The 9,114-nt window shown below is 55.7% G+C and carries 9 protein-coding genes and 3 pseudogenes; 11 read left to right on the top strand and 1 reads right to left on the bottom strand.

Annotated features, from left to right (window positions below):
• The 7 genes and pseudogenes from HFM78_RS15080 to HFM78_RS15055 all read left to right on the top strand — a co-directional run.
• The coding region (locus HFM78_RS15080; RefSeq protein WP_287130280.1) for an RHS repeat-associated core domain-containing protein at positions 1–567 on the top strand (567 nt) is incomplete at its 5' end.
• Positions 568–638: 71 nt separating this feature from the next.
• Positions 639–1,124, top strand: coding sequence for a hypothetical protein (locus HFM78_RS15075; RefSeq protein ID WP_287130279.1), 486 nt, complete (start codon positions 639–641; stop codon positions 1,122–1,124).
• A 93-nt stretch (positions 1,125–1,217) separates the two neighbouring features.
• The gene (locus tag HFM78_RS15070) at positions 1,218–1,544 is read left to right on the top strand and encodes an RHS repeat-associated core domain-containing protein (RefSeq protein ID WP_287130278.1); all 327 of its coding nucleotides are present in this window, start codon (positions 1,218–1,220) and stop codon (positions 1,542–1,544) included.
• Between the two features lie 44 nt (positions 1,545–1,588).
• On the top strand, positions 1,589–2,110 hold the full coding sequence (locus HFM78_RS15065) for an adenine phosphoribosyltransferase (protein WP_287130277.1): 522 nt from the start codon (positions 1,589–1,591) through the stop codon (positions 2,108–2,110).
• 32 nt (positions 2,111–2,142) lie between these two features.
• On the top strand, positions 2,143–4,788 hold the full coding sequence (locus HFM78_RS15060) for a M1 family metallopeptidase (protein ID WP_287130276.1): 2,646 nt from the start codon (positions 2,143–2,145) through the stop codon (positions 4,786–4,788).
• A gap of 145 nt (positions 4,789–4,933) precedes the next feature.
• Positions 4,934–5,008: pseudogene (locus HFM78_RS16430) on the top strand (hypothetical protein); the annotation flags it as partial.
• Positions 5,009–5,174: 166 nt separating this feature from the next.
• A complete protein-coding gene (locus tag HFM78_RS15055) occupies positions 5,175–6,239 on the top strand; it encodes a DUF58 domain-containing protein (protein ID WP_287130275.1) in 1,065 nt (354 codons plus the stop codon).
• Here the strand turns inward: HFM78_RS15055 and HFM78_RS15050 are convergent.
• On the bottom strand, positions 6,211–6,753 hold the full coding sequence (locus HFM78_RS15050) for a hypothetical protein (protein ID WP_287130274.1): 543 nt from the start codon (positions 6,751–6,753) through the stop codon (positions 6,211–6,213). The two genes, HFM78_RS15055 and HFM78_RS15050, sit on opposite strands and share 29 nt — an antisense overlap.
• A gap of 125 nt (positions 6,754–6,878) precedes the next feature.
• Here HFM78_RS15050 and HFM78_RS15045 point away from each other — a divergent pair, with 125 nt between their 5' ends.
• The 4 genes and pseudogenes from HFM78_RS15045 to HFM78_RS16420 all read left to right on the top strand — a co-directional run.
• The gene (locus HFM78_RS15045) at positions 6,879–7,919 is read left to right on the top strand and encodes an alpha/beta hydrolase (protein WP_287130273.1); all 1,041 of its coding nucleotides are present in this window, start codon (positions 6,879–6,881) and stop codon (positions 7,917–7,919) included.
• Positions 7,920–7,967: 48 nt separating this feature from the next.
• Positions 7,968–8,591: a hypothetical protein gene (locus HFM78_RS15040; protein WP_287130272.1), complete on the top strand. Its 624-nt coding sequence runs from the start codon at positions 7,968–7,970 to the stop codon at positions 8,589–8,591.
• A pseudogene (locus HFM78_RS16425) lies at positions 8,587–8,673 on the top strand (hydantoinase/oxoprolinase N-terminal domain-containing protein); the annotation flags it as partial. The gene HFM78_RS15040 and the pseudogene HFM78_RS16425, both read left to right, overlap by 5 nt.
• 156 nt (positions 8,674–8,829) lie before the next feature.
• Positions 8,830–9,114 (top strand): annotated as a pseudogene (locus HFM78_RS16420) (RNA-guided endonuclease TnpB family protein); the annotation flags it as partial.

Genomic DNA, 9,114 nt, shown 5'->3' with positions numbered 1-9,114 from the left:
TTGCAACGGTTTATCAGTGAGGACCCGCTGGGGTTTGGGGGTGGGGACAGTAACTTGTATCGCTATGTGAGAAATAGCCCGCATACCAAGGCGGACCCGCTCGGACTCACGGACGGCTCTGGGGGTGGGTCTGACGATGAAGGTGACATAGACACATTGCCGGATATAGACGTGACCGCCCCGCGTAATAGAGGGTTTGGTGGCTTTGGTGATGCGACACCAAGCTTTAGCGGGGCCGGGTCGTTTCCCAGACGAGCTTGTGTCGCCTGTTTAGTCCCCGCTGCCGGTCAGATGGCACTAGATTTCTTCGCGGTAGGTCTCGGATTATGGCTACAACGGAGTGGGCCTTTAAATATAACCACTAGCCCGGATGCTCCTTTAGGGGACAAGGCAGAGGGTACAAGTGAAAATGGAGAAGAGGGCAAAAGCCCGAACCAGCTCAACAAGGAAATTAAGCAGGGCAAGGCACCTAAAGACGTGGAGCGCGTTGACGTTGGAAAAGTCAAGGGTGAGCAGACCCACATACACCTTAAAGATGGCTCCGTATTGAATAAGGATGGCACTTGAAAACATGGGAAGTCGACCTTGTCTCGCTCGACATAGAAGTGGTTGGTTGAAAACGGTTGGAGGTTGCCATAATGAAGAAAGTCATTGATCTTAATGACTGGCTCGATCAGATATCTGTCAGTAAGACGGAAATTGAGAGTATTCACTTTGACAGCATTAGCGGTTTTGAGTGCGAGAAGCTGAGTGGGCTAGAGCTTGTTCACTGTACATATCAATTGCTCCAAGCTGTTGTAGTTTTTGTTCGGAGCCTTGCAGACACACATGGCATAAAACACGCTATAGTTTTTTTGCCAGTAGGCATATCAGACGAGCTTGAAAGATGGCACGTCGATATCTGGAATAGGCTTGATTGCGTTGATGAACCACCTTCGCTGTATCTATTAAGGGATTCACAGATTTTTGACGAGGATTCCGAGGAGTATCGATGTCCAATTGCTGTGCCAATCGAAAACAAGGTTTTTCTCCGGGCTGTGTTTCGTTCATTTCGCAATCAGGAGGCAATCGAAAATTCATGGGAATTTTCATCAGGCATATACTTGATTGCCAGCATTGATTAGACGGTATGGCAAGCCTACGGGGACTTTGACGGTGATGATGAGCCGGACATCCTGAAGAGCAACTATGCCACGGGGGAGAACGCTATCTGGTTGATGGATGGGTTTGCCTATCAAGAAGCAGGACCGCTGCCGACCTACACCAATTTCTACACCAACCCAGCGGCAAGTACGAATAACTTGACCTTTACCGGACGGGAAGATGATGGGACCGGGGTGCTGTACTACCGGGCGCGGTACTACTCGCCGAGGTTACAACGGTTCATCAGTGAGGACCCGCTCGGCTTCGGCGGAGGGGATAGTAATCTGTATCGGTATGCGGGTAATAGTCCAAATGTAGAGACGGACCCCTTAGGGCTTTATGGAGAAGTTACCAGCCAAAGTCGCTTTATTGTGTGGACAAATCGCTCTAGTTATGATTGAAGCCAAGGCTGGTATAGTTCGCTCATGAACCTACGAGCGTGTGCATGGACCTGAAATACTACATTAAAGATGTTCCTGACTTCCCAGAGCCGGGGATTTTATTTCGGGACATCACGCCCCTCTTGGCTGAGCCCCAGGCTTGGTCTATCACCCTGGACCGTCTGACCCAGCTAGTCGCATTTCTCAAGCCGGACTATATTGTCGGGATTGAGTCGCGGGGATTTATTTTTGCTGCACCCTTGGCCTTGGACCTCGGGGCGGGGTTCGTGCCCGTACGTAAATCAGGGAAGTTGCCCCGCGCCACTTTTCAGCAGCAGTACAGTCTGGAGTACCGCACCGACACCCTAGAAATTCACCAGGATTGTTTCAAGGTCAAGCCCGGTGGTCGGGTCCTCGTCGTGGATGATGTGATTGCCACCGGCGGGACAGCGAAGTGCGCCGGGGACTTGGTAGGCTTGGCGGGGGGAACACTGGTCGGGTTTTGTTTTTTAATTGAGTTAACTTTTTTAGCAGGTCGGGATCTCTTACCGCCGGAGTTGCCCTGTTTAAGCTTGCTTACCTACTGATATGATGAGATGAATTTTTGCCCCGGGGTCCCATGTCGCTCTTACGTCTGGTGATAGTATCGCTGTTGCTCTTTTTACTTCCGGTGCAGGCCGAGTCTAAATTCTCCCTCGCCACCACGCCGGGGAAATTGCCCAAGGACATCTTGCCAGAGCATTATGCCATCACCTTAACCCCGGATCTGGCGACCCAGACTTTCACAGGCACCGAGACCGTAACCATCCGCGTGACGAAACCCCGCAATACGATCATCCTCAATAGTTTAGAGATGACAATTAGTGCCGCCGAGGTCGCCGGACAGACGGCTCTCATCCAAAGCGATGCCGACCAGCAAACGACGACCTTTACCCTACCCACCCCGCTCCCCGTCGGCACCCATCGGCTGAGCCTGAAGTTCCAGGGCAAGATCAATAACCAATCCCAGGGACTCTACGCCGACAAATACGCCACTCCCCAGGGCCAAAAGGTCATGCTCGCCACCCAGATGGAGCCGACCGATGCCCGCCGGATGTTCCCCGGTTGGGATGAGCCAGTTTTTCGAGCGACCTACCAGCTTATGGTCATCGTCCCCGTCAGTTTCCTAGCAGTCTCCAACACCCCGGTGGCCCAGGAGCAACCCTTGGGCGATGGGCGCAAACGGGTCATCTTCCGGCAGACCCCCAAGATGCCCAGTTACCTGATGGCCCTGATCGCCGGGGAACTCGAAACCCTGACGGGTGAGGCCGCAGGAGTCCAGATCCGCATCATCACGACAGCCGGTAAAAAAGAACGGGGCCGCTATGCCCTAGAAACCGCCCAGAAACTCTTGGTCTACTACAACGATTATTTCGGCGTACCCTACCCACTCCCCAAACTGGACATGATTGCCATACCGGGCGGTTTCAGTGGCGCAATGGAAAACTGGGGCGCGATTACCTACAACGAAGCGATTCTCCTCTTTGACCCGAAAAGCTCGTCTCAGGAAACCCGCGAGGATATTTTTGCCGTAGTCGCCCACGAGATTGCCCACCAGTGGTTCGGTAACTTGGTCACGATGGCTTGGTGGGACAATCTCTGGCTCAATGAGGGTTTTGCCTCCTGGATGGGCACCAAGGCCACGGACCATTTCAACCCCTCCTGGAATGTCTGGCTCAGAGAGAGTACCGCCAAAAATTACGTCATGACCAGCGACAGCCGCAAGTCCACCCACCCCATCCAGCAGCCCGTCCGCACCGAGAGCGAGGCCAACGAAGCCTTTGACGAGATCACCTATCTCAAGGGCCAAGCCTTCATCAAAATGCTGGAAAGTTACTTGGGGGAGAACGACTTTAGAGCGGGTATCCGCCTTTACATGGGCCGTCATCCCTACAGCAACACCACCACCGCTGACCTCTGGGCCGCTCTGAGTGAGGCTTCCGGTAAACCCGTCCAGAATGTCGCAGCGGGTTGGACCGAGCAACCGGGCTTCCCTCTAGTTAGCGTTAAGACCGCTTGCACCAAGGATAAACAGGTCCTCACCCTGGCCCAGGAACGGTTCACCGTCAATGACCCGACCGCCCGTCCCCTGAGTTGGCAAATTCCCGTTACCTACGCCCATCCCCGGCTCAAAATCGCTCCCCAAACCATCCTGCTTACCGGCAAAACCAGCACCGTCCCGACGGTATTCCCCTGTGGACAGCCGCTCAAGCTCAACTACGGCAACGGCGGCTATTATCGGGTGAAGTACACCCCAGCCTTGACAGAAGTGATGCAACTTTCGCCCACCGACCGGGTTAACCTCTTGGGGGACAGTTGGGCCTTGGTGGAAGCGGGCCGCGCTCCGGCTACGACCTACCTAGACCTAGTTGAGCAAGCCAAGACCAGCACCGAGGTCGCTGCCTGGGAACAGATCGTCGGTACGCTCGGGACCCTGGCCCAGCTAGAACGGGGCCGTCCAGGACAGGCTACCCTCTATGCCTACGGGCGGGGTCTATTGCGTCCGGTCTTGGCTCAAGTCGGTTGGGATAGTCGTCCGGGGGAGCCACAAAATACCGTCGTCCTCCGCAATCTAGTGATCCGTTATCTGGGGAGCTTTAACGACCCGGCGACGATTACTGAGGCCCGTCAACGCTTTCAGGCATTCCTACGCGACCCGGCGGCCCTCCAACCCGACCTGCGTGAGGTGGTTATTGCCACCGTCGGTCGCCACAGTGACCGCGCCACCTACGACCAGTTACGCACCCTCGGTCGCCAAGCCACCAGCACCGAGGAGAAATTCCGTTATTACAACGCGCTCCAGCTAGCCCGTGACCCGGCCCTAGCCCGTGAGACCCTGAGCATCAGCTTGACCGATGAATTACCCCCGGCTCGTGCTACCCGTATCGTCAGTGGTGTCGCCGGGGTCCATCCCGAGTTGGCCTGGGCCTTTGTCCAACAAAACCTACAACCGCTCCTTGCCAAAAGGACTTCCTTTCAGAAGAGTGGCTACGTACCGGGAATTGCAGCGAATTTCTCAGACCCCGCACGGGCCACAGAACTCGAAACCTTCGCTAAAACCAACCTCCCCGCCGCCGACCAAAAAGAAGTCCAAGAAGCAACCGAGACCATCCGCTTCCAAGCCAATCTCAAAGCCCGCGAGTTACCTAATGTGGACCGCTGGCTCACCCAGAAGACCTCTACAAAAGCCCAGAGCTTCAAACAAGAAACCTTGAGTTCTGAGTAAATAATCTGTGCCAAGTAGAATCAACGCCATGAGCTATTGACCACGACCGCTTATTTAATGAGCAAGATGCCGGTTACCCCGCACTAGCTGGACGGGAGAGAGTATGGCGCGGGGGCTAGTCCAGGGCTGATAGGAGGGCAGACCGGAGGAAGCCCACGCCTTAATCCTCTGCTTGTTGACCCGGCGTGTCGGCTCTCTCCCCAGTAAGGTTCAGCAATAAGTGGCGCAACTATCCCTCCCTCAACTAGAAACCCTGGGCGAGGACCTACTCGACTTTGCTGACCAACAAGCCCTAAGCTTGGCTAGAGCAGCCCCATTAGTTAAACCGTGGAGATTAGTACAAGTAATTGGCAAGCAGAGCGGGTGGACTGGGCAACCTGAAAACTATGAATCACAAATTAGATTCGCTCGGTCGGCCTACCTTTGGGGCCGTGATGTTGCTGCTGCTAGTCATCATGTTTTTTGGTGCAGCGACCAATACGCTCTCGGGATGGTTGTACGCGCTGAGCGGGTTGGGACTGGCATTTTTGGTCCTCGGGAGTTTAGGTCCGGTCTGGGCCTTGCGCGGGTTGACGGCGACTCGGTTAGTTTGTTCGCCCTGTGGCTATCAAGAAGTTGTCACGGTGAGCTTGACGATCTCGGGCCGGGGGGGGCTACTCCAGGTGCAGGACAATTTACCCCAGGGCCTGGGACGCGCTCCAGTCTTAGCCATTGAGACCCTACCGGGGACCTTTACCTATACCTTGACTCCCCAGCAACGGGGAATTTATCGTTGGTCCAGTGTCCGGGTCCGCTCGGGTGCGCCCTTGGGCTTGGTCTGGCGGGGACGGGATTTAAGTTGTCCCGGTCAACTCGTGGTCTATCCCCGCGTTTGGCGGCTGAGCCGTTGCGATCTCGTGGCGATGGCGGGGACCCAGGGCGAGCGGCAGGGTGCCCAACAGTGGTCCCGCAACCAAGCTGAGGGTGCGACCCGTTCTGTACGTCCTTACCGGATGGGCGATCCGATGCGCTGGGTCCACTGGCGCACCAGTGCCCGTCTGGGTGAACTCCAAGTCCGCGAACTCGAACAACCCCAAAGTAATGTGGGGCTTAGTCTCGTCCTAGACCTCACGCCCCCTTGGGATTTAGGCCATTTTGAATCGGCTCTCGAAGCGGTGGTAAGCCTTTTTGTCTATGCCCACAGCCAGGGAATTGCTGTCCAGTTAGTCACGCCTGTGGGCTGGTTGACCGAATCGGCAGCAGTCCTTACCTACTTAGCGGGTGTGACCCCCGGTCCGATGACCCTTCCTGAAATCTCCGGTAGCTTACTTTGGTTCAGTCCCCGCCCTGGGCAAGGGGTCTGGGTCGGGGTAGACCAACCTGATGCCCCGGTCAATCTCGCCGCCGATCAACCCCTCGGACCCCAACTAGAACGGGCTATTCTCAGGCGGGAGCCGTCCCTAGGGCCGTGATAATTACCCAGAGGTCCACCAGCAACATCAGCCCCACACAGACCAGCAGGGTCAGGTACATCCAGGGCTGGGCTAAAGGCTTGACCCGGCTAGTGTCAATCGTCGTCTGGGCCGCCACCAGCCTTAAAAATTGGGCAAACCCCGCAATCCGCATTGGTAACAAGAAGGCATCATCTTGGCGATTGACGAGGTAATGGACCCGTCCGCCCTGACCCGTGGGGCGCGTCTTAAGTTGGGCCACTTCATCCCAGCGGATCTGCCAACCCTTCACCAAACTCTGGGGTACCCAGGGCGCGTAGACTACCCGGACGCCCGACCCATCTACTACTACGCGTTGACTCATTAGACCCACCAATACCCCCCAGCCTAGAGCCACCCCGATTACCATCGGCCCGAAGTACTGGGTCTCTCCCCGGTGGATTAGCAAAAAAGGCAAGGGCAGGACCAACGATAGTAGGAGGCCGTAGAGGGTATAGCGCACTAAAGGCGAGACGCGAAACTGTTGTGGGGTCATCGGTGGCAGATTTGTTTATTCCATTTAAGCATTCGCCATCTAGCTTGATGGGTATCTACCCGTGGACCGATTTTAGAGTTTACCTAGGGTTGATATGAAATGAGTATATCTACACACAGGACGCTATGTCACCGCAACTGACCCGCCGTGATTTTGTCATGTTTGGTCTTACCGCCGCTGCTCTCCACCAAGGGGCCAAGGCCGCGACGGCTACCCCCGATAGTCAAATGAGTGCCGTCTTGAACGAACTAGCAACTTTTGGGTCACCGCCGCTCGAAAAACTCTCCCCGCTCAATGCCCGCAATAGTCCCACTCCCGCCAACGCTGTCCAAAGCTTGTTATCCAAACAGAGCAAGCCCATCGTGGAGCCCGTGGCAAAAGTAAGCCATATCTTGATCCCAGGACCGATGGGCGACCTTCTGGCGCGGGTCTACCAACCCCAAGGGACGGGTCCTTTTCCAGTGTTGGTCTACTTCCATGGCGGCGGCTGGGTGATTGCGACACTGGACACCTATGACTCCTCCTGTCGGGCTTTGACCAACGCGGCGGGTTGTGTGGTCGTCTCGGTGGCCTACCGGCAGGCCCCAGAAGCTAAATTCCCCGCCGCTCCTGAAGATGCCTATGCCGCGATCCAGTGGGTGATGAACAACACCGGACGTGTGGGCGGCGACCCCCAGCGGGTAGCGGTGGGGGGCGAGAGTGCGGGCGGGAACCTCGCAGCGGTCACTTGTCTGATGGCGCGGGACCGGGGCGGCAAAATGCCCGTCCATCAACTGCTCGTTTACCCCGTGACCAACTATGCCTTTGATACCCCCTCCTATCAAGAAAGTGCCCAGGCTAAACCCCTCAATGCCGCGATGATGCGCTGGTTCTGGGGTTACTATTTGGCCAACGAAGCCGAGGGCCGTAATCCCTACGCCTCACCGCTGAGAGCGACAAACTTCCGGGGTTTACCCAATGCCACCCTCATCACGGCCCAGATTGACCCGCTGCGGAGTGAAGGGCAAGCCTATGGTCAGAAACTGCGGGAAGTGGGCCTGACCGTCAAAGCGGTGAATTATGAAGGTGTAGCTCATGAGTTCTTTGGCATGGGGGCAGTGGTAGACAAGGCTAGGGCCGCCGTTACTGAAGCTGCCGCCGGCCTACGCACTGGATTCAGGGCCTAAGCTAAACCGCTGGGGTGGCAAGATTGAGAGAGACTGACCCGGAGCTCCATGTCTCAGCCCCAGTATTTGTTTAAGGATGTCTATCGTTTTAAGCCCAACCGGGCTACGGGCGGCGGGTCTAGCTACTTGATTGTGCGGGCTGAGGGGAATTTGTTGATTGATACCCCGGCTTGGCATGAGGAACACCAAGCTGCCCTCGTCGCCTTGGGCGGAGTAACCCACTGGATCTTTACCCATCGCGGCGGGATCGGGGAGGTGGTGCCCTGGCTCAAGGTTATGCAGCCCGCTATGGCTATCCATGAGCAGGAAGCTTATTTAGTTAATGGTCCCGTGGCTTTTGCCTTTGGTGGGGATTGTGATTGGGCAGGGGTACAGCTGATTTGGACACCAGGACATTCACCGGGGAGTACCTGTGTGTTGTGGCAGGATATCCTATTCACCGGGCGACACTTACTACCGGATAGTCAGGGAAGACCGCGCCCCTTACAGTTAGCGAAGACTTTCCATTGGCCCCGGCAGTTGCGGAGTGTGGCGAAGTTGTTGACCGTACCCTTTAACCGCATCTGTCCGGGCGCAGCGGTGGGGTTACTGCGCGGGGCAGCGGCGATTGAGGATGCCCAAATTAAATTACAGCAGGGGTGGGCGCAGGATGGGTTGGCAGTTCTGAGTTGACCGGGGCGGAACGTTCACGGACTTAGTAGCCTGCACCCCCGCTGGTCGGCTCATCACCCACAAATTGCTCTCGGCGGACCCGTAAGACGGTCTCTGTGCAGCGCGGCTATGACTTGACGGGTTATCAAGAGCGGCGTAAGACCCCTAGCTTTAGCTACGAAGATATAAGTCGTATGAGCCAACGGCGAATAGGATATCTAAGCGACAATTTTCAGCTTAAATAAAGTATAATAATAGTATGTTAGTCCTTGGGTCAAAGTTAGTCGCCACCCCTGAGCAGTTCGCCTTAATTGATGAGGCGATACGCTCTTTCCAATTCATCTGTAATAAAGCCTATGGCAAGACAATCCGCAGCCGAACGAGCATGGGCAGCAGTCTCCAGATTCTTTGACAACTGTAAAAAGAACATTGTGGGCAAGAAAGACTATCCCAAGTTCCAAAAAGATAACCGCTCCGTTGAATATAAAACTACCGGATGGAAACTTTCTGATGAACGTAGATTTTTAACGATAACCGACGGCTT

This window comes from Candidatus Cyanaurora vandensis (assembly GCF_013285555.1).
GTDB classification, from domain to species: Bacteria; Cyanobacteriota; Cyanobacteriia; order Gloeobacterales; family Anthocerotibacteraceae; genus Cyanaurora; species Cyanaurora vandensis.
The sequence above is the reverse complement of the archived record's forward strand: the minus strand, read 5'-3'. Positions and strand labels throughout refer to the sequence as shown.

Excerpts from the sequence above, each read along its gene's own strand:
- HFM78_RS15075 (WP_287130279.1), top strand. The coding sequence starts at position 639 with ATGAAGAAAGTCATTGATCTTAATGACTGGCTCGATCAGATATCTGTC.
- HFM78_RS15070 (WP_287130278.1), top strand. The coding sequence starts at position 1,218 with ATGGATGGGTTTGCCTATCAAGAAGCAGGACCGCTGCCGACCTACACC.
- HFM78_RS15065 (WP_287130277.1), top strand. The coding sequence starts at position 1,589 with ATGGACCTGAAATACTACATTAAAGATGTTCCTGACTTCCCAGAGCCG.
- HFM78_RS15060 (WP_287130276.1), top strand. The coding sequence starts at position 2,143 with ATGTCGCTCTTACGTCTGGTGATAGTATCGCTGTTGCTCTTTTTACTT.
- HFM78_RS15055 (WP_287130275.1), top strand. The coding sequence starts at position 5,175 with ATGAATCACAAATTAGATTCGCTCGGTCGGCCTACCTTTGGGGCCGTG.
- HFM78_RS15050 (WP_287130274.1), bottom strand. The coding sequence starts at position 6,753 with ATGACCCCACAACAGTTTCGCGTCTCGCCTTTAGTGCGCTATACCCTC.
- HFM78_RS15045 (WP_287130273.1), top strand. The coding sequence starts at position 6,879 with ATGTCACCGCAACTGACCCGCCGTGATTTTGTCATGTTTGGTCTTACC.
- HFM78_RS15040 (WP_287130272.1), top strand. The coding sequence starts at position 7,968 with ATGTCTCAGCCCCAGTATTTGTTTAAGGATGTCTATCGTTTTAAGCCC.